Raw genomic sequence first — 18,743 nt, forward strand, 5'->3', positions numbered from 1 at the left:
CCGTCCTGGCCGGAAGCGCACGTTTCCGGCCAGGACGGCGTTGGTCTAGACCTCCGCCGCCGCCGCTTCCACCAAGCTGCCCTGGTTGGCCTCCCGCAGCCGGGCCGCCGCATCGTCATAGAGGAAGGGCAGCGTCGCGTAGCGCCGCCCCGCGCGCACCGGCGTCGCCTCATGCAGCAATGAGCAGGAGAAGACCACCGCGCCGCCGGGCGGCGGCCGGTAGCGGCGCGGGCCGAATTCCGGGAACCACAGCTCGCCGCCCTCGAAGCCGTCGTTCAGGTTGATGGTGACGGCGAAGCGGCGATGCGCGGTGCCGGGCGTGGTATTGTCGCGATGGGCGCGGAAATGCCCGCCCTCGGCGCTGTCGTAGCAGGCGACGATGTAGCGCTCGATCCGGGTCGGGTCGAACTGGAAGGCCTTGCGCATCTCGGGTGCGATCCGCCGGGCGATGCGGGCGCGCAGCGCCGCCTGCAATTCCGGGTCCTCGATATCCGCGTCGCGGCGGCGCTTATGGGCGGGGTTGAGGGCGCCGATGGTCCTGCCGTCCCGCTCCACCATGAAGCCGCTCTCGGCCCCGCCATTGGCTTCGTACCCATCGATCAGCGCCTGGCAGAGCGCGGGCTCCAGCACCCGCGGCAGCACCAGCACCGGCGCCGGCACCTCCTGCCCCGCATGTTCGCCGGCCGGCGGCAGGCGGCGTAGCAGGCCGATCAGCTCAGGCAATTGCGCCAGCGGCGCGGAGGCGATCACCCGCAGCAGCGGGTCGAGCAGGAAGGCGGCCGGGCGGTAGAGCAGCGGCTTCGCCTCGCGCTGCAACACCCCGTAGCGCTCGCTCACCGCGCCGTCGCGGTCGAGGAAGACGCGGAGCCCCGGGATCTGGTCGCGCGGCCCGCCTTCGGCCGCATCGGCGGGGTCCATGCTGATGGCGAAGGCGCTGGCATTGAGGTCGTTGAAGACCCCCTCCGCCCGGGCCTCGCGCAGCGCCCGCACCGCCTGGGCGGAGGCCGGGTTCGTGGCGGGGCCGAGGAAGGCCAGCAGCACGTAGCGCCCGGCGACGGAGGCGAAGTTAAAGCGCGGATTGGCCGCGGTCGGGGCGAAGAACCAGGGCGCCGGGTCGCCGGGCGTCGGGCGGAAGGCGATGGTATCCGGCGGGGCCATGGCGGGACTCGTGCAGGAGGACGGGGCCGGTCCCAGAATGGGTCCGGCCACGCCACAACCATATCGGCAAAATCACCTATATGACATTCTACTTTCCGCGAAGAATCCGCGAATGCCCTATCGCGACCCCCAGACCCCCCGCCGCACCGCCGCCGCGTTGATCGCGCCATACGAGGTGATGCCGAGCGCCACCGCCAGGAACTGGCCCTCCAGCCCCCAGCCCAGCGCATCGCCGAGCAGCCAGCCGCCGCCCACCGCCAGGACGAGCCGCGACAGCGCCGCCGCCACCGGCCAGCGCATCCGCCCCGCGCCCATGGCGGCGAAATAGAGCGCCATGCCCACCCCGAAGGCCGGCATGGCGGGGCCGACATAGCCGAGCGCGCTGGTGGCGATCAATACCACCTCCGGGTCGCTGGCGAAGAGCCTGGCGGTCGCGCCGGGATACAGGCTGACCAGCAGCCCGAAGGGGCCCGTCAGCGCCAGCGCCAGCAGCCCGCCCGCCCAGGCGGTGCGCCGGGCGGTCTGCCAGTCGCCGGCGCCGGCCGCGCGGCCGACCAGCGCGGTCAGGGCCGAGCCGACGCCGAAGGCCAGCGGCACGATCAGGAATTCCAGCCGCGCCGAGATGCCATAGGCCGCGACGGCCGCCGCCCCATGCACCGCGATCCGCGCCGTGACCAGGATGGTGGCGAGGTTGGACAACGCCGCCATGGCGCAGGCGATCAACCCGACCGAGAGGATGCGCCCGAACAACGGCAATTGCAGCCGCACCCGCAGCGTCGGCCGGAAGCCCGCGCCGCCCCCCCAGCACCACCGCCGCCATGCCGAGCGTCGCCCCCGCCATCACCGCGGCGAAGGCCATGCCCGAGCCGGCCAGCCCCTGCCCCCCCCGGCTCCATCAGCGCCCAGGCGAGCGGCGGATAGGCCAGCCAGGCCAGCAGCAGCACGCGGGAGGCCAGCGCATGCCGGCCGCCGCCGCGCAGCACGGAGGCGAGCGTATTGGCCAGCCAGGCCGGGATTGCGCCGACGCCGAACATCCAGACGGCATAGGAGGCCGCGGCCTCGGCCGCCTCGGCACCGCCGATCAGCCCGAGCAAAGCGTGCGGGAAGCCCGCCAGCAGCACCGCGAAGGCCAGGCCGAAGCCCAGCGCGATCACCACCGCATGCAGCACCAGGGCCGAGGCTTCCTCCCGCCGCCCGGCGCCCAGCGCCCGGGCGATGGCGGAGACCACGCCGCCGCCCATGGCGCCGGCGGACATCTGCTGCAACAGCAGCACGAAGGGCAGCATCACCGCCCAGCCGGCCAGCGCCGCCGTCCCCTGCCGCGCGGCGAGCCAGGGCTCCACCAATTGGCAGGCGGATTGCACGGCGGCGAGCAGGGTGGTGGGCGCGGCCAGGGCCAGCACGCGGCGCAGCAGCACCGGCCAGGGCGTGGCGGAGGGCGCCGGGCTTGCCGGGCCGCTGGCGGCGGTGAGGCTGGAAAGGCCCTCAGGCATGATCCGCCTCCTGCCTGGCCAGCCTTGCCCGCATGGCATCGGAGGCGCCGGGGCCGGGCAGGGCGCGCACCGCTTCCGGCCCCAATTCCCGCCCATCGCCGCCGAGCAGCGGCGGCGCCACCACCTCCCGCCCCGTCGCGGCTTCCTGCAGGACCACCGGCGGGCCCTCGGGGCCGGTCATCCAGCAATCCGCCCAGCGCTTGAGGGCGACATAGGCGGGGAAGAAGTCGCGGCCCTTGGCGGTGAGCCGGTATTCGTGCCGGGCGCCGGGGCCGGGCACCCGTTCCAGCACCTCATGCTCCACCAGCGCCCGCAGCCGGGCGCTCAGGATATTGGGGGCGATGCCGAGGTTGCGCTGGAATTCGTCGAAGCGGGTGGTGCCGTAGAAGGCTTCCCGCAGCACCAGGATGGCCCAGCGCTCGCCCAGCACCGCCATGGAGCGGGCGACGGGGCAGAGCCTGTGGCTGAAATCGGTGAGGCCCATGGGTGGGGTTCCAAAAGACTTGCAAGATGCAAGCATTCCAGCTTGCATCTTGCAAGTCTTTTCCGGGAAACCCCTATCCCGCCCCGAGCAGGTCCGGCGTGAGCTCCGCCAGGCTGCCGCAGCCCGCCAGCCGCATGGCGCTGGCGAGTTCCGCCACCAGCCGCTCCAGCACGGATTGCACGCCCTGCGCGCCCCCGAGCGTCAGCCCCCACCAGACCGGCCGGCCGATCGCCACCGCATCGGCCCCGGCCGCCAGCGCCTTCAACACGTCAAGGCCCCGGCGCGGCCCGCTGTCGAGCAGCACCGGCACCCGTCGCTCCACCACCGCGGCGATCCGCGGCAGCGCCGCCAGGCTGGCCGGGGCGCCATCGAATTGCCGCCCGCCATGGCTGGAGACGATGATCCCGCCGGCCCCCGCGCGCAGCGCCGCCGTCGCATCCCCGGCCGAGAGGATGCCCTTCAGCACCAGCGGCAGGGCGGTGCGGGCCCGCAGCCATGCCACATCCGCCCAGGTGAGGCCGGCATCGGTGCCGCCCATCAGCGGGTGCGGGTAGTCCGGCCGGTCGTTGCCGGCGCCGAGCGCCGCCGGCGTGGTGAAGCCATGCCCCAGGTCGCGCTCGCGGAAGGCGCCGACCGGCGCATCCACCGTCAGCACCAGCGCGCCATAGCCCGCCGCCTCCGCCCGCCGCGCCAGGTCGAGCAGGATGCCGCGGTCGCGCGGGACATAGAGCTGGAACCAGCGCGGCGCGCCCGGCCTGGCGGCCTCCATGGCGGCGGCGATGGCCTCCAGGCCATGGGTGGCGACCATCGCCGCCATGAACAGCGCTCCGGCTGCCGCGGCGCCCGCGGCGCTGGCCAATTCGCCGCGCGGATGCGCGATGCCCTGCACCCCCATGGGCGCCACCAGCACCGGATGCGGCAGGCGCTGGCCGAACAGCGCAAGCCCCAGCTCCGGCGGCCCGGCGCCGGTCAGCAGGCGCGGGGTGACGATGGCCTCGGCGAAGGTCGTGTGATTGCGGCGCTGGGTGAGCTCCTCGCCCGCCCCGCCGGCGATCCAGTCATAGACCGGCGCGGGCAGCGCGGCGCGCGCCGCCGCCTCCAGCGCCTCCGGGCTGGCGAAGCGGAGCGGCTGGTCCGGGCCTTGGGCGGGCGTCTGGACCTGCGCCTGGGCGCCGGGCGCCGCCGCGCCGATCGCCGCGCCGGCCAGCACGCCGCGCCGGGTCGGCCGCATGGCTATAGCCGCCGTGCCAGGGCGGCGAGGCCGAGCATGGCCGCGTCCAGCCGCAGCACCAGCCAGGCGGGCACCGGCGCCAGCCATTCCCCGAACCGCCCCTTCGCCTCGAACCGCGCGCGGAAGGCCGAGGCCGCCAGGAATTCGGGGAAGCGCGGGCAGATGCCGCCCGCCACGAAAACCCCGCCCCGCGCGCCATAGAGCAGCGCCAGATCGCCGGCCACGCCGCCGAGGATTGTGCAGAACAGATCCAGCACCTCCCGGCAGAGCGGGCATTCGCCGGAGAGGCCGGCGGCGGTGATCTCCGCCGCGCTCCGCTGCGGCACCACCAGGCCGCCGATCTCCGCCAGCGCGGCGTGGAGGTTCTCGATCCCCTGGCCGGACAGCACGCGCTCCGCCGAGACATGGCCGAAGCGGGTGCGCAGCCGCTCGATCACCGCCGCCTCGCGGGCGTCATGCGCCGCCAGGCTGGCATGGCCGCCCTCGCTCACCAGCGCCCGCTCCGGCGGCAGGAAGCCGCCGATGCCGAGCCCGGTGCCGGGGCCGAGCACCGCCATCGGCGCCCCCGGCTCCGGCGCGCCGCCGCCTAGCGCCAGCAGGTCCGGCCCGGCGAGTTCCGGCAGCGACCAGGCCAGCGCCGCGAAGTCGTTCACCACCTGGACCCGGCCGATGCCGAGCATCGCGGCGATCTCCGCCCCATCCACCAGCCAGCGGCGATTGGTCAGCCACGCCCGGTTCCCCGCCACCGGCCCGGCCACCGCCAGCACCGCGGCGCGCGGCGGATGGCCCGGCGCCTCCCGCGCGAGGAAGCCGGCGATGGCCTCGGCGACGCTGGCGACGCTGTCCAGCTTCACCCGGTGCAGCGGGCCGCGCGCCGCGCCCTCAACCAGGGCGAAGCGGGCATTGGTGCCGCCGATATCCGCGATCAGCACGGGATCAACCATGCCCGGGTCCCATCAGGCTCCGGCGCCGGCTTGACAGGCCGGGCGGCCGGTCCGGAAGCTGGCCGGAATTCCCGGGAAGGAAACGCCTCAGATGCAGATCACCCATGTCTCGCTGACCCTGTTCGCCTGGGACGACATCCCGCCCACCCGTTACCACGCCGCCTCCCGGCTGGACTCCGGCTCCAGCGCGCTCGGCCTGCTCAGCATCGGCACCGATGCCGGCATCACCGGCCATGCCTTCCTCGGCTCCGCCACCCATACCGCGGTGAATGACGGGCCGGGACTGATCCGCTTCCTCAAGCCGCTGCTCATGGGCCAGAATCCGCTGGACCGCGAGAGGATCAACGCCGCGCTCTGGCCCTGGTCCCGCGTGGTGAGCGTGCGCTCCATCGGCGCGGTGGACGTGGCCTTGTGGGATATCGCCGGGAAGGCGGCGGGGCTGCCGATCCACCGGCTGCTCGGTACCTTCCGCCAATCCATCCCCGCCTATGCCAGTTCCGCCCTGCTGCCCGACATCGAGGCCTATGCCGAGGAGGCGCAGCAGTTCAAGGCGAATGGCTGGGCCGCCTACAAGATCCACCCGCCGCAGCAATGGAAGACCGACATCAAGGTCTGCCAGGCGGTGCGGGAGGCGGTGGGCGAGGACTATACGCTCATGCTGGACAGCACCTGGTGCTACGACTTCCCGGCGGCGCTGCGCGTCGGCCGCGCCATCGAGGAACTCGGCTTCCTCTGGTACGAGGACCCGCTGCATGACCAGGACATCACCAGCTACGTGAAGCTGCGGCAGAAGCTCGACATCCCGATCGTCGCCACCGAATACCCGGCGACCGGGCTGGAGAGCTACGCGCCCTGGATCATGCTGCAGGCCACCGACTACCTGCGCGGCGACGTGGCGGTGAAGGGCGGCATCACCACGCTGGTGAAGACGGCGCATCTCGCCGAAGCCTTCCGCATGAATTACGAGATCCACCACGGCGGCAATTCGCTGAACAACGTGGCCAACCTGCATGTCGCCATGGCCATCCGCAACACCACCTATTTCGAGGTGCTGCTGCCCGATGGCGCGCATAAATACGGGCTGGTGCAGGACATCAGACCGGATGCGCAGGGGCTGGTGCATGCGCCGACGGAACCCGGCCTCGGCTACCCGATCGATTTCGACCTCATCGAGCGGAAGAAGGTGGCCGTGCTGGAATAGCGCCGCGGGGTCAGGGCCGGGGCTCCAGCAACTCGATGCGGTTGCCGAAGGGGTCGCTGGTGAAGCGCCGCTCGAACCCCTCGAGCGGCGCGTCCTCCAGCACCTCGCAGCCCGCGGCGGCGAGCGCGGCCAGGAGGCCCGCCAGATCCTCCACGAGGAAGGCCGGATGCGCCTTGCGCGCCGGGCGGAATCCCCGCTCGACGCCGAGATGCAGCCGCAGCCCGGCCTCGCCTTCGAACCAGGCGCCGCCGCGCCCGGCCAGTGCGGCCGGCTTCGCCACCTCCCGCAGGCCGAGCAGCCCGGCATAGAAGCGCCGCGCCTCCGCCTCGCGGCCCGGCGGCATGGCAAGCTGGATGTGGTCGAGGCGGAGGATGCGCATGCGGAGCCTCCCGGCCCTTGTTTGATCGCGTGATTCACGCTTTTCGGTGCGGGCACCTCAAGCGATTACGCTCTATTCCTCCCGGCCCAGCGCCTCGAAGGCGGCGCCGAAGCCGCGGAAGGAGATGGCGGCGGTCTGCACCGCGCCCGCCGGGTCGTGCCATTCCAGCCGGGCCGGCGCCTCGGCCGGGTGGCTGCGGAGGCGGCGCAGCATCGCCTCGTCGCGCAGCTCGATCTGGGCGAAGCAGCCGCGCTGGGTGCAGGTGCGGAAGGGCAGGGTGAGCGGTGCCTCCCGCCGGCCAGGGACCTCCAGCATAAGCTGGACCGGCGTGGAGACCTGCACGTTCAAGGGCAGGTGCGCGGTCAGCTTGTACGGCTCGTTCCGCGTCAGCCGGCCGAGCGCCACCGCCGCGACCGGGTGCTGCCGCTGGTCATGCGCGGTCTGCGCGATCTCGCAGGTGCGGGCCGGCGCGGCGGAGCCCGGCGGGGCATTGGGGGCGGTGGGCCGGGTTTCGCAGCGGAGGGTCCAATCGGCGAAGACCGCCTGGGTGCGGTCCGGCGCCTCCGGCGTGGTCCGCGGCGCGGGCGCCGGCTGGGCCATGGCGGGACCAGGCCGCAGGATCCCCGGCGCGGCCAGGGCCAGCAGCGCGATCCCCGCCATCAGCAACGGCTTGCGTTTTCCGTCCATCGCAACCTCGCACGGCCATTCCTGCCATGGCTGTAGCGCGGCCCCCGGCGGCACACAACGGCGAGGCGCCGCCCGGCGCCCCCGCGTCAGCCTGCCTCGCTGGGCTCCGGCGCCGGTTCCGGCTCCGTCGTCGTGGCGCGGCGGAGCGTGCCTCCCCATTCCTGCAGCAATTCGCCCCCCCCCCGCCACCGTGTCCGGCGCCTGGTTCGGATCCTGCACCAGCACATCCGGCCGCAGCAGGCGGATGAGGTCGAGCACCGTATCGGCGCAATAGCGGGTGACGAGATCGACTGCCGGCAGTTCCGCCAGCGCCTCGGCATTCGGGTCGGCATCGGCCACGGCCACCGCCAGCCGGTCGCACCAGGACCGCGCCTGGGCCAGCACCTGCGGGTCCGCCGCCGCGGCGGCGCCGGCCAGGAGGCCGACCCGGAAGCCGCCGCGCCGCCAGCGCTCCACCCGCTCCGCCGCGTCGGAGCGGCTGACCAGCTTGCGCGCCGCCAGCCGCCCCGGCGTCAGCGCCTCCAGGAATTCGTCCTCGCGCACCACCGCGATGCCGGTCTTGCCCATGGCGATGCCGGCCGCCAGCGCGCCCAGCCGCGCCACCACGGGCAGCGCCAGCCCGGCGGCGAGGCCGGCGGCGGCCACCGCCACCATCGCGTCGCCGGCGCCGGCGGGGTCGATGAGTTCGGCCATGTCGCTCGGCAGATGCCGGGTGCCGTCGCCGGGCGCCGCGCTATCGGCCTCCACCAGGGTGACGCCGGCCTCGCCGCGGAACACCATCACGGCGCCGAAGTCATGCGCGGTGCGGAGCGCCGTGGCGGCGGCGGCGACCTCCTCCGCCGTGCCGGTGGGCAGGCCGGTGGCCTCCGCCAGTTCGGCGCAATCGGGCATGATGAGGTCGGCGCCGGCATAGCGGGCCCAGCCCTGCCCCTTGTTGGTGTCGCCGCCCTTCGGGTCCACCACCACGCGGCGGCCGGCGGCCTGGGCAGCGGCGATCAGCCGGGCGGGCGTGTCCCCGGCCAGGACACCTTTCCGATAGTCGGACAGCACCATCACCGTGGTGGCGGCCACCGCATCGGCGGCGATGCGCACCAGCCGGTCGGCCAGGCGCGCATGGATCGGCGCCACCTGCTCGTGGTCGACGCGCAGCATGTGCTGGCCGGCGGCGACGAAGCGGGTCTTGGTGGTGGTGGCGCGGCCGCCCTGGACCAGCAGCCAGGGCTCGACATTGGGCTGGCCGCCGATCAGCCCGGTGAGGTCGCTGCCGGCCTGATCGTCCCCCACCACCGAGACGAAGGCGACGGCGGCGCCGAGCGCCGTGAGGTCCCGCACCACGTTGCCGGCGCCGCCGGGCAGCGCCAGTTCCCGCTCCACGGCCAGCACCGGCACCGGCCCTTCCGGGCTGATGCGGGAGACGGTGCCATAGACATAGCGGTCGAGCATCGCGTCGCCGACCACGAGCACGGTGCCGCGCTTCAACTGCCGGACGGCATCGGTCAGGTCGGCGGGGGTCCCGCTGGGGATGGGCCGGGTAACGGGCGCTGGGCCGTGCATCGCAATGCGGTAGCCCAAGCCAGGGTTGCGGCGCAAGGCACGCCACCTTGATTCCTGCGGCGGCGGGCAGGTTTCACCGCCGTGGCCGGCCGGGCGGGCGGGATCAGGCCACCAGGAAGCCCAGCCGCTGCCCCTCCAGCACCAGGCAGGTGAGGTCGCCGCCGAAGCAGGCGCCGGTATCGATGCCGATCCGGTGCGGCCGGATCTCCGGCGCCGCGGCCGGGGAATGGCCATGCACGACCACCAGGGGCAGGTCGCCCTCGAAGGAGAGGAAGGGCTCGCGGATCCAGATGAGGTCGAAGGGGTCCTGCCGGTCCAGCGCCACACCCGGCCTGATCCCGGCATGCACGAAGAGGTAGTCCCCGGCCTGCCAGCGCAGCGGGCAGCGGCGGAGGAAGCCGAGATGCGCCTCCGGCACCAGGGCCCAGGGGTTGCGGTCCTCCGGGCGGGCGCCGTAGCTGGCGAGGGTCTCGGCGCCGCCATTCTCGACCCAGAAGGGCAGGGCGCCGGCATGGCCGCGCGGGTCGGCGGCATCCAGCATCATGACCTCGTGATTGCCGACCAGGTGCACCATCGCCGCCCCCGGCACCGGCGGCGGGCCGAGCAGCAGGTCCAGCACCCCGGCGCTGTCCGGGCCGCGGTCCACGTAGTCGCCGAGGTGCAGCAGGGTGACGCGCGCGGCCGGGCGGGCCCGCGCATCGGCGGCGATCAGGGCGTGCAGGGCCGCCAGCCTTTCGGCGCAGCCATGCACATCCCCCACGGCATAGACCCGCATCCCATGGGGCAGCGAGCCCGGCGCTAAGACTTCGTTCAACATCCGGCGCGACCCTAGCGGAGGAATGGCCGCCATGCACCGCGCCAGGACCGCGCATCACCGTGACAAACGAACATGCTACCGCCGCCCGGCCCCCCCCCACCCTGCCGCTGCTGCCGGCGGTGCGCCGCAGCCTGGCGGAGGCGCCGGGGCGGGTGGCGCTGCGGCTGGCGCCGGCCGGGCCGCTCACCGGCACGCCGCATCGCCGCCGGGTGGCGAAGGTGCTGCTGCAGGATGCCGCCCTCTCCGGCGGCGGCCAGGTCTTCGAGACCGCGGCGGGCGACCTGCTGCTGCTCGGCGCCGCCCGCCCCGCCGCCGCCCGCGCCGCCGCGGCCCTGGCCCGCCTGGCCGGCGATGCCGGGCCGCCCGAGACCTGGCACCTGCCTGGCGATGCCGCGCCGTTGCTGGCCTGGGCGGAAACCGCCAGCCTCCCGCCGCCTGCCCCTGCCCTGCCGGACCCGGTGCCGGGCCTGGCCGGGCTGGATGCGGCCCTGGAGGCGCTGCCGCCGGCCCGGGTGCTGCGCCGCCGCGGCATCCTGCTGCATGCCCCGGGCAGGCCGCCGCTGCTCGCCGCCCGGCGCCTGGTCTTTTCCCGCGCCGCGCTGATGGCGGAACTCGGGCCGCCCGGCCGCGACCCCGACCTGCTGCGCCATGCCGAGGACCGGCTGGCGGCGCGCCTGGCCCGGCTGCTGCCCGGCCAGGCACCGGGGGAGGAATTGGTGCAGGACCCGCCGAACAGCCCGCTGCTGCTGCCGCTGCCGGCCGGGATGCGGCCGGGCGCGGCGCCGCGGGCGGGGCTGATCGGCGTGCTGCCGCTGGCCGCCGCCGCCGATCCTGCGGCGCTGGCCGATACCCGGCGGGACCTGGCCGCCGCCGGCTGGGGCCTGGCCCTCGGCGGGCTGGATGCGGCGGCGCTGCGCCTGCTCTCGCCTGGCGCCCTGGCCGCGGATCTGCTGCTGCTGCGCTGGTCGCCGGGCCTCGCCGGCCAGGCGGCGGCGCTGGCGGGGGTGAACCCGGTGCGGCTGGTGCTCACCGGCTGCGACGGGCCGGAGGCGCTGGATTGGGGCCGGGCGCAGGGCCTCAGCCACTTCGCCGGGCCGCATGTGGAGACGCTGCTGGCCGCCGCCCGGCTGCGCGCCTGCCCGGAAGCCGCCGGTTGCAGCCAGCGCCAATGCGGCGAGCGGGCCACGGCGACCGAGGCCGCCGGCCGCGGCTTCTGCCGCAATCCCCGGCTGCTGGCGGCACTGCTGCCATGAGCGCCCTGCCTCCGCCCAGGCCCGCCCCGCCCGGCGCCGCCGGGCGCCTGCCGGCATTGCCCGGGCTATCGGCCGGCGCCTTGGGTGGACCGCGCCAGGGCGATGCGCTGGCCCTGACCCAGATGCTGCGGGAGGCGGTGGCGGCGGGCGTGCCGCGGCAGGCGCTGCATCTGCGGATGGCGCATCTCGCCCCCCCGGCTGAAGCGGGGCCATCACCACCGGCTGCTGCGGGAATCGCTGGAACCCCTGCTGCGGCCGACCCGCGCCCGGCTCTTCGAGCTGCCGAATGGCGACCTGGTGGCGGTGGCGCCGGCCGGGGGGGCGCATCTCCAGGCCGCCCGGGACGCGCTGCACACCCTGCTGGCCGCGGAGCCGGTCGGCCCCGCCTTCGCCATCCTGCGCCTGCCGGAGGAGGCCGCGGCGCTGCTGGCGGCGGTGGAGGCGGCGCTGGCCCCCGGCCCTTCCCGTTCCCCTCCCCTTGGCGAACCGGAGGACCCCGCCGGGGAGGCGGGGTTCACCGCCGCGCATCTCGCCGCGCTGGAGCGGGTGCTGGGTTCCGCCAGCCTGGAGACCTTCCTCCGCCGCCGCCCGGTCTGCCGGCTGCGGCCGGGCGGCGCGGGGCCGGAGACGGAATGGGAGGATTGGCACCTCGCCCTGCCGGAACTCCGCGCCGTGCTGCTGCCCATGGCCGATCCCGCCGCCGCGCCCTGGCTCGGGCGGCGCCTCCGCCGCCTGCTGGACCGCCGCCTGCTGCTGGAACTGGCCCGGCCGGAGGAGGCGCGGCGGCGCGGCCCGATCGGCCTCTGCCTGGCCCTGGCCAGCCTGACCACGCCCGGATTCCTGCGCTTCGACGATGTGCTGGGGGCGGCCGGGCGGGCGCGGGTGGTGCTTGGCCTGCTGCCCGAGGATATGCTGGCGGACCCCGAGGGCTTCGCCTTCGCCCGCGATTTCTGCCGCGCCCGTGGCTACCGCCTGGCGCTGGAGGGGGTGGCGGCCGCCGCGCTGCCCCTGCTGGCGCCGGACCAGCCGGGCCTGGACCGGCTCGGCCTCGACCTGCTGCGGCTGCGCTGGTCGCCGGACCTGCCGGCCCAAGGGGGCTGGCTGCGCGCCGCCCTGCCGGCGGAGCGCGACCGGGTGGTGGTGACCGGCGCGGAAGGCGCGGCCGCCATCGGCTGGGGCTGGGAGGAGGGGATCACCCTGTTCCAGGGCAGCCTGCTGCGGCCGCGCGGATAGGCCAGGGGAGGGGCAAGCGCGGATGGGCCGTGCCGGAAGACCGCTTGGCACCCGGCCCGCCCGCCGCCTATGCCTGGGGCATGGAACCCCCCTGCCATCCTCGCCGAGGCGCTGACCAAGCGCTACCGCCCCGACGCGCCGGCCGCGGTGGAGCACCTCTCCTTCCGCATGCCGCGCGGCGCCACCTGGGGGCTGCTCGGCGGCAATGGGGCGGGCAAGACCACCACCATCGCCATGCTGCTCGGCCTGCTGGTGCCGAGCGGCGGGCGGGTGGTGGTGCTCGGCCACGACATGGCGCGGGACCGCTTCGCGGCGCTGGCGCGGATGAATTTCTCCTCCCCCCTACCTCTCCCTGCCGGCGCGGCTTTCGGTGGCGGAGAACCTGCGGGTCTATGCGCATCTCTACGATGTCAGGCAGGCGGAGCGGCGGATCGCCGAGCTGGCGGAGCAATTGCAGCTCACCGAGCTGCTGGACCGGCCGGCGGGGGAACTCTCGGCCGGGCAGAAGACCCGCGTCGCCCTGGCCAAGGCGCTGATCAACCGGCCCGAATTGCTGCTGCTGGACGAGCCCACCGCCAGCCTCGACCCCGATACCGGCGACTGGGTGCGCGGCTGGCTGGAACGCTACCGGGCGGAGACCGGCTGCTCCATCCTGCTCGCCAGCCACAACATGGCCGAGGTGGAGCGGCTCTGCGGCCACATCCTCATGCTGAAGCAGGGCCGCGCGGTGGACCAGGGCAGCCCGGCCGCGCTGCTGGCGAAATACGGCCGCGACGACCTGGAGCAGGTCTTCCTCGACATCGCCCGCGGCCGCCCGCGCGACAGGGTGCCCGCATGACGCGCGCTGCCCTCCGCCGCGTCTGGGGCCTGGTCTACCGGCACCTGGCGCTCTACCGCCGCTCCTGGCCGCGGGTGCTGGAGCTGATGTACTGGCCGATTTTGCAGATGCTGGTCTGGGGCTTCGTCACGAGCTGGCTGGCGGGGATGCAGGGCAATCCCGCCGGCGTCGCCGCCGGGCTGCTGCTCGGCGGCGTGCTGCTCTGGGAGGTGGCGCTGCGCAGCCAGATGGGCTTCTCCATCTCCTTCCTGGAGGAGATCTGGAGCCGCAACCTCGGCCATGTCTTCGTCAGCCCGCTCCGGCCGCGCGAGCTGGTGGCGGGGCTGGCCTGCATGAGCGTGATCCGGGTGGTGGTCGGCGTGCTGCCGGCGGTGGGGCTGGCTTGGCTGCTCTATCACTTCGGGCTTTTCGCCATGGGGCCGGTGGTGGTGGCCTTCTTCGCCGCGCTGCTGCTGATGGGCTGGGCGGTGGCGCTCGGCGTCACCAGCCTGATCCTGCGCTATGGCGCGGGGGCGGAGGCGCTGGCCTGGAGCGTGCTGTTCGGCCTGACCCCCTTCTCGGCGGTGTTCTACCCCGTGGCCGTGCTGCCGGCCTGGCTGCAACCGGTGGCGCTGGCCCTGCCGGCGGCGCATGTCTTCGAGGGGATGCGCACGGCCCTGCTGGAAGGCCGCATCGCCTGGGGCCATCTGGCGGCCGCCTTCGCGCTGGACGCCGCCTGGCTGGTGCTGATGGGCTGGGTGTTCCTGCGGCAATTCCAGGCGGCGCGGGTGCGCGGTGCGCTGCTGAACATCGGGGAGTAGGCGCCCGGAGCCGTGAACCGGCCCGCAGGAAACAAGCGGCGGCAGGATTGCGCCCCACCCCCCCCCTCCCGGCGCGGCCCGAAGGGGCGTAAACCGGCGCCGTGACCGACCCCACCCGCCTCTTCCTCATCCGCCACGCGCTGGTCGAGCCCTCGGCCCGCGCCGTCCTCTATGGCGCCATGGATGTCGCGCTCTGCGACCTCGCCTTGCGGCAGGAGGCGGCGCTCTATCGCTGGCTGGCCTTCCGACTGCCGAAGCCGGCGCATTGGGTGGTCTCCTCCCTCTCCCGCACCCGGGCCACCGCCGCCGCCATCTTCGCGGCCGGCTACCCGGAAGCGCCGCTGGCCGAGGAGCCGGATCTCGCCGAGCAGCATCTCGGCGAATGGCAGGGCATCCCGCACGAGGCGCTGACCGAGCGGCTGCGCCACCCGCCCCACCCCTTCTGGCCGCATGGTGCCGAGGAGAAACCTCCGGGCGGCGAAAGCTTCGCCGAGTTGCAGGCCCGCGTGGCGCCGGTGATGGAAGGGCTGGCGGCGCGGCATGCCGGCGGGGATGTGGTGGTGGTGGCGCATGGCGGCTCCATCCGCGCGGCGCTGGCGCATGCGCTGGGGCTGACCGCGCATCAGGCGTTGGTCTTCTCGGTGAAGAATCTCGGCCTGACACGGCTGGAGAAGCACGGCGCGGACTGGCGCGTGGCCGGGGTGAACGAGGAACCCTGGACCCCGCCCAACCCGGATTGATCCGCGATTTGTGCAGGATTGTTCGGCCGGATCGGATCGCGGGTTGGCCTGAACGCGCCAGCGTTCAGGCGCCCGCGCGAATCCGATCCATGGCGGGCTGCATTCGGACCTGAACGTAACCCGCCATAAGCCTTGGACAGCCCGGGCCGGAGCCGATAGCCTCCCGTCAAATCGGGGGCTTGGCCGGGGGACTTCATGCGCCGTCTTACATTTCTGGGGATCATCCTGGCCGCGCTCGGCGGCTGCGCCGGCACGCCCAGCGGCGGCGAGGAACAGACGCTGGTGGACCGCGCCACGCTCTCCGTCCAGGAAATCCTGGGCGGCGGCAACGACCAGTTGAACGCCACGGCCATGCTGCGCCGGGCCCGCGCCGCCATGGTCTGCCCGCGCATCTTCCGTGCCGGCTTCTTCTTCGGCGGCGAGGGCGGCGGCTGCGTGCTGCTGGGCCGCGATGCCGCCGGCTCCTGGTCCTCGCCGGCCTTCTACTCGCTGGGCTCCGGCAGCTTCGGGTTGCAGGCGGGCATCCAGGACATGCAGGTCCTGATGCTCATCATGAACGACAAGGCGCTGAATGCGGTGCTGGACAGCCAGTTCAAGTTCGGCGCCGATGCCTCGATCGCCGTCGCCACCGTCGGCGGCTCGGTCGAGGCGGCGACCACCGCCGCGGTGGGCGCCGATATCCTGGTCTTCGCCCGGGCGCGCGGCCTCTATGCCGGGCTGACCCTGGAGGGCTCGCTGCTTTCGGCCCGCAGCGAGTGGAATCGCGCCTATTACGGCCAGGATGTCTCGCCGCGGCAGATCGTGGTGGCGATGGCCGTGCACAATCCCGGCGCCGATCCGCTGCGCGCCGTGCTGATGCGCTTCGGCAGCCGTGGCGGCGCCGCCACCGCCCCCGCCTTTGCGCCGGCGGCGGCCGCACCGGGGCCCGGGCCCATCATGCCGATGCAGGCGGCGCCGAGCGGCGCCGTGCAGCGCTCGACCCTGCCGCCGATGCGCTGAGCAGGAAGGGGAAGCCGCCCATGCCGCGCCTGCTACCGGTCCTGCTGCTGCTGCTGGCCGCGCTCCTCCCTGCCGCCCCGGCGCGCGCCCAGGATGCGGCCGCCTCGGGGGAAGCGCAGGCGCTGGTGGACCGCGCCACCCTGGCGGTGCAGGAGATGCTGGGCGTGGGCGATTCCGGGGCGCGGGCGGATGGCATCCGCATGCTGCGCCGGGCCCGCGCCGCCATGGTCTGCCCGCGCATCTTCCGCGCCGGCTTCATCCTGGGCGGCGAGGGCGGCGGCTGCGTGCTGCTGGCGCGCGACGCCGCCGGCTCCTGGTCCTCGCCCGCCTTCTACGGCATGGCCTCGGGCAGCATCGGCTTCCAGATCGGCGTGCAGGACATGCAGGTGCTGATGCTCATCATGACGGAGCGCGGCCTCGGCGCCATCATGGACAGCCAGTTCAAGATCGGCGCCGACGCCTCCATCGCGATCGCCACCATCGGCGCCGGGATCGAGGGCTCGACCACCTCCGCCGCCGGCGCGGATATCGTGGCGGTGGCGCGGGCGCGCGGGCTCTTCGCCGGCCTGGCGCTGGAAGGCTCGCTGCTCTCCAGCCGGAGCGAGTGGAACCGCGACTATTACGGGCGCGAGGCCTCGCCCCGGCAGATCGTGCTGCGGATGGAGGCGCATAATCCCGGCGCCGATCCGCTGCGGGCTGTGCTGATGCGCTTCGGCGCGGGGGCGCCGGCCCAGCCGCCCATGGCTGTCGCGCCGGGCGGCCCATCCCCTGGCCCGACCCTTGACCCGCAGCCCGCGGCCACCTACCCCGCGGCGGCCCTGCCCGCTGCCGGGGTGGAGAGCACGCCGCTGCCGCCGATCGCCGGGGGCCGCCGCTAGAGCATGATGCGTTCACCTTCGTTCACGCATCATGCTCCAGGCCTTTGTTTGATCGCGTGATTCACGCTTTTCGGTGCGAGCACCTCAAGCGATCACGCTCTAGCTGTCGTTGCTATGGAGGTTGTCCCTCCGGGGCTGGGCTGGGAAGCTGCGGTTGCGAAGCCAGCAACCCCCAGCCCGGAGCCCCGGATGGACGCGCATGAGAATGCCCGGGCGACGCCGCATAGTCGAATGCTCATCGTGGCCCGGCTGCGCGGTGGCCAAAGCGTGGCACAGGTGGCCGCCAGTTTCGGCATTACTCCGCGCACCGTCCGCAAATGGCGCGATCGGCATGCCGCCGAGGGCGAGGCTGGCCTGCGGGACCGCTCCTCCCGCCCCAGCACCAGCCCGCCCCGCCTGAGCGCCGAGCGCACCGCCCAGATCGAGGCGCTGCGCCGCCAGCGCCGCTCCGGCCCGGCCATCGCCCGTCAGCTTGGCCTGCCTGGTTCCACGGTCGGGCTCGCGCTCCGCCGCCTCGGCCTCAACCGCCTGGCCGCGCTCGACCTCAAGCCCGAGGTCATCCGCTACGAGCGCGCGCACCCCGGCGAACTGATCCACATCGATATCAAGAAGCTCGGCCGCATCGATGGCATTGGCCACCGCATCACCGGCGACCGCACCGGCCAGAGCAATGGTCGCGGCAAGGGCTGGGAATACCTCCACGTCGCCATCGACGACGCCTCTCGCCTCGCCTTCACCGCCATGATGCCCGATGAGCGCAAGGACAGCGCCGTGGCCTTCCTCGATGCCGCCCTGGGCTGGTTCACCGCCCATGGCGTCACCGTCCAGCGGGTCATGACCGACAACGGCTCCGCCTACAAAAGCCACGCTTTCGCCAAGGCTATCGCCAGCCACGCCCTGAAGCACAAGCGCACCCGGCCCTATACGCCCAAGACCAACGGCAAGGCCGAGCGCTTCATCCAGACCAGCATCCGCGAATGGGCCTACGCCACGCCCTTCCAGACCTCAGCCGATCGAACCAAGGCCATGCACCCCTGGCTGCACGGCTACAACACCGCCAGGCCGCACGCCGCCATCAAGGGCAAACCGCCCCTCAGCCGGATCCCCAAGGACAACCTCCTTGGCAATGACAGCTAGAGCGGATCGCGGACGGAGGTGGCCGGCCCGTTACGCCATCCGCAGACAAGGAGCTACGGCGGATTGGCGTTCAGGGGTGAACGGAAATCCCTGCTGCCAGGGCCCGGCCTTGGGAACCGCCCGGAGCATGGCAGCCTTGTCACGATCGGCGCGCGCGCCGCCTTGCTTTGCCGGTCCGGCTGGTTTAGCGCATCCACCCCGGGACAGGAGGGGACCCCCATTCGTCAGGCCAGGCTGCATCACGAGGTCCGGCAAGGCCACCCGCGCGCGGCACTGGATGCCGAAGCGGTGCGGGACGCCTATCGCCGCTGGGCCGGCGTCTATGATGGGGTATTCGGCGCCGTCTCGGCCGCCGGCCGCAACCGCGCGGTCGCGGCGGTGAATGCCCTGCCCGGCACGCGGGTGCTGGAGGTGGGCGTCGGCACCGGCCTCGCCCTGCCGCGCTATGCGCGGGAGAAGCGGGTGGTCGGCATCGACCTCTCGCGCGACATGCTGCGCCGGGCGCAGGACCGGGTGGTGTCGCAACGGCTGCGCAACGTGGCCGGCCTGGTGGAGATGGACGCGGAGGCCATGGCCTTCCGCGACGGCAGCTTCGACATCGCGGTGGCGATGTTCACAGCCACCGTGGTGCCGGATGCCCGCCGCCTGCTGCGGGAGATGTGCCGGGTGGTGCGGCCGGGGGGCGACCTGCTCTTCGTGAACCACTTCGCCGCCGAGGGCGGGCTGCGCTGGTGGGCGGAACGCACCCTGGCGCCGCTCTCGCGCGTGCTGGGCTGGCACCCCGACTTCGCCCTGGGCGACCTGCTGCACGACCCCCGGAGCGCGGCGGAGATCACCGCCTGCGCCCCTTTCGGCCTGTTCACCCTGGTGCGGGTGCCGAACCGGCCCTTCCCCCCGCGCTAGCCGGGGGCCTGCCG

The 18,743-nt window shown here is 73.9% G+C and carries 18 protein-coding genes and 1 pseudogene; 10 read left to right on the forward strand and 9 right to left on the reverse strand.

From position 1 onward, the window contains the following. Nucleotides 1–45: 45 nt before the first annotated feature. The 6 genes from KSF81_RS02360 to glk all read right to left on the reverse strand — a co-directional run bounded on the left by KSF81_RS02360 (nt 46) and on the right by glk (nt 5,310). The gene (locus tag KSF81_RS02360) at nt 46–1,158 is read right to left on the reverse strand and encodes a 2OG-Fe(II) oxygenase (RefSeq protein ID WP_217377568.1); all 1,113 of its coding nucleotides are present in this window, start codon (nt 1,156–1,158) and stop codon (nt 46–48) included. Between the two features lie 117 nt (nt 1,159–1,275). Then, nucleotides 1,276–1,908, reverse strand: a complete 633-nt coding sequence (locus tag KSF81_RS28900; RefSeq protein WP_254453326.1) for an MATE family efflux transporter — start codon at nt 1,906–1,908, stop codon at nt 1,276–1,278. Beyond that, nucleotides 1,878–2,651, reverse strand: a complete 774-nt coding sequence (locus KSF81_RS28905; protein ID WP_254453327.1) for an MATE family efflux transporter — start codon at nt 2,649–2,651, stop codon at nt 1,878–1,880. Before KSF81_RS28905 ends, KSF81_RS28900 begins: the two co-directional genes overlap by 31 nt. Continuing rightward, a complete protein-coding gene (locus KSF81_RS02370; protein ID WP_217377569.1) occupies nt 2,644–3,135 on the reverse strand; it encodes a helix-turn-helix domain-containing protein in 492 nt (163 codons plus the stop codon). The genes KSF81_RS28905 and KSF81_RS02370 overlap by 8 nt, the downstream gene beginning before the upstream one ends. 73 nt (nt 3,136–3,208) lie before the next feature. Then, nucleotides 3,209–4,366, reverse strand: a complete 1,158-nt coding sequence (locus KSF81_RS02375) for an alpha-hydroxy acid oxidase (RefSeq protein WP_217377570.1) — start codon at nt 4,364–4,366, stop codon at nt 3,209–3,211. Nucleotides 4,367–4,368: 2 nt separating this feature from the next. Beyond that, a complete protein-coding gene (glk, locus tag KSF81_RS02380) occupies nt 4,369–5,310 on the reverse strand; it encodes a glucokinase (RefSeq protein WP_217377571.1) in 942 nt (313 codons plus the stop codon). 91 nt (nt 5,311–5,401) lie between these two features. On the opposite strand from glk, the gene KSF81_RS02385 reads away from it, so the two are divergent. Beyond that, entirely contained in the window at nt 5,402–6,511 is a 1,110-nt protein-coding gene (locus tag KSF81_RS02385) for an enolase C-terminal domain-like protein (RefSeq protein WP_217377572.1), read from the forward strand. 10 nt (nt 6,512–6,521) lie between these two features. Here KSF81_RS02385 and KSF81_RS02390 read toward each other — a convergent pair whose 3' ends face one another. The 3 genes from KSF81_RS02390 to KSF81_RS02405 all read right to left on the reverse strand — a co-directional run bounded on the left by KSF81_RS02390 (nt 6,522) and on the right by KSF81_RS02405 (nt 9,948). Then, nucleotides 6,522–6,890, reverse strand: a complete 369-nt coding sequence (locus KSF81_RS02390) for a VOC family protein (protein WP_217377573.1) — start codon at nt 6,888–6,890, stop codon at nt 6,522–6,524. A gap of 72 nt (nt 6,891–6,962) precedes the next feature. Beyond that, the gene (locus KSF81_RS02400) at nt 6,963–9,131 is read right to left on the reverse strand and encodes a PfkB family carbohydrate kinase (protein WP_254453328.1); all 2,169 of its coding nucleotides are present in this window, start codon (nt 9,129–9,131) and stop codon (nt 6,963–6,965) included. A 103-nt stretch (nt 9,132–9,234) separates the two neighbouring features. Next, nucleotides 9,235–9,948, reverse strand: coding sequence for a metallophosphoesterase (locus tag KSF81_RS02405; protein ID WP_217377575.1), 714 nt, complete (start codon nt 9,946–9,948; stop codon nt 9,235–9,237). Nucleotides 9,949–10,007: 59 nt separating this feature from the next. Here KSF81_RS02405 and KSF81_RS02410 point away from each other — a divergent pair, with 59 nt between their 5' ends. The 9 genes and pseudogenes from KSF81_RS02410 (at nt 10,008) to KSF81_RS02450 (ending at nt 18,729) form a co-directional block, all read left to right on the forward strand. After that, nucleotides 10,008–11,201: a hypothetical protein gene (locus tag KSF81_RS02410; RefSeq protein WP_217377576.1), complete on the forward strand. Its 1,194-nt coding sequence runs from the start codon at nt 10,008–10,010 to the stop codon at nt 11,199–11,201. A 297-nt stretch (nt 11,202–11,498) separates the two neighbouring features. Then, the gene (locus KSF81_RS02415) at nt 11,499–12,434 is read left to right on the forward strand and encodes a hypothetical protein (RefSeq protein WP_217377577.1); all 936 of its coding nucleotides are present in this window, start codon (nt 11,499–11,501) and stop codon (nt 12,432–12,434) included. Between the two features lie 69 nt (nt 12,435–12,503). After that, nucleotides 12,504–13,272: pseudogene (locus KSF81_RS02420) on the forward strand (ABC transporter ATP-binding protein). Further along, nucleotides 13,269–14,072, forward strand: a complete 804-nt coding sequence (locus KSF81_RS02425) for an ABC transporter permease (protein ID WP_217377578.1) — start codon at nt 13,269–13,271, stop codon at nt 14,070–14,072. Before KSF81_RS02420 ends, KSF81_RS02425 begins: the two are co-directional and overlap by 4 nt. A gap of 101 nt (nt 14,073–14,173) precedes the next feature. Continuing rightward, complete coding sequence (locus KSF81_RS02430) at nt 14,174–14,812, forward strand: histidine phosphatase family protein (RefSeq protein WP_217377579.1); 639 nt, start codon at nt 14,174–14,176, stop codon at nt 14,810–14,812. Between the two features lie 195 nt (nt 14,813–15,007). Then, nucleotides 15,008–15,811: a lipid-binding SYLF domain-containing protein gene (locus KSF81_RS02435; RefSeq protein WP_217377580.1), complete on the forward strand. Its 804-nt coding sequence runs from the start codon at nt 15,008–15,010 to the stop codon at nt 15,809–15,811. A gap of 20 nt (nt 15,812–15,831) precedes the next feature. Next, a complete protein-coding gene (locus tag KSF81_RS02440; protein WP_217377581.1) occupies nt 15,832–16,689 on the forward strand; it encodes a lipid-binding SYLF domain-containing protein in 858 nt (285 codons plus the stop codon). Nucleotides 16,690–16,878: 189 nt separating this feature from the next. After that, complete coding sequence (locus KSF81_RS02445; RefSeq protein ID WP_217377582.1) at nt 16,879–17,826, forward strand: IS481 family transposase; 948 nt, start codon at nt 16,879–16,881, stop codon at nt 17,824–17,826. A 219-nt stretch (nt 17,827–18,045) separates the two neighbouring features. After that, nucleotides 18,046–18,729, forward strand: coding sequence for a methyltransferase domain-containing protein (locus KSF81_RS02450; RefSeq protein ID WP_309139691.1), 684 nt, complete (start codon nt 18,046–18,048; stop codon nt 18,727–18,729). The last annotated feature ends 14 nt before the right edge of the window (nt 18,730–18,743 follow it).

The organism is Siccirubricoccus sp. G192, assembly GCF_019084075.1.
Classification (GTDB): domain Bacteria; phylum Pseudomonadota; class Alphaproteobacteria; order Acetobacterales; family Acetobacteraceae; genus G192.